This is a genomic window from Pontimicrobium sp. MEBiC01747 (assembly GCF_053601635.1).
The window spans coordinates 1-330 of record NZ_JBSHNS010000113.1 but is presented as its reverse complement, the minus strand read 5'-3'; the positions used below and the strand labels follow the sequence as shown (position 1 = coordinate 330).

Below are 330 nucleotides of genomic sequence, written 5' to 3'. Positions count from 1 at the left end.
TGGACCAACACCAGACGATGTTTGTGATACCGCAACGGTAACCATAACCGTAGACATGGGACCAGATGCCGACATGGATGGCATCCCAGATGTAGTAGACCAAGATGACGATAACGATGGTATTCTAGACGTAGCCGAAGGCCCAGGCGACCCAAGTGCCGATGACGATAACGATGGCGTACCAAACTATTTAGACGACGACCCAGCCGATCCATTAGTAGGAGACGTTAACGGAACCGTAGAACCAGCGTACGATAATGATGGCGATGGCGTAAGTAACCACTTAGACCTAGACGCCGACAACGATGGCATCTACGATACCGCAGAAAC

General features: G+C 50.9%; 1 pseudogene. It reads left to right on the top strand.

The window, feature by feature from the left end:
* A pseudogene (locus tag ACVC2P_RS02570) lies at positions 1-330 on the top strand (hypothetical protein); the annotation flags it as partial.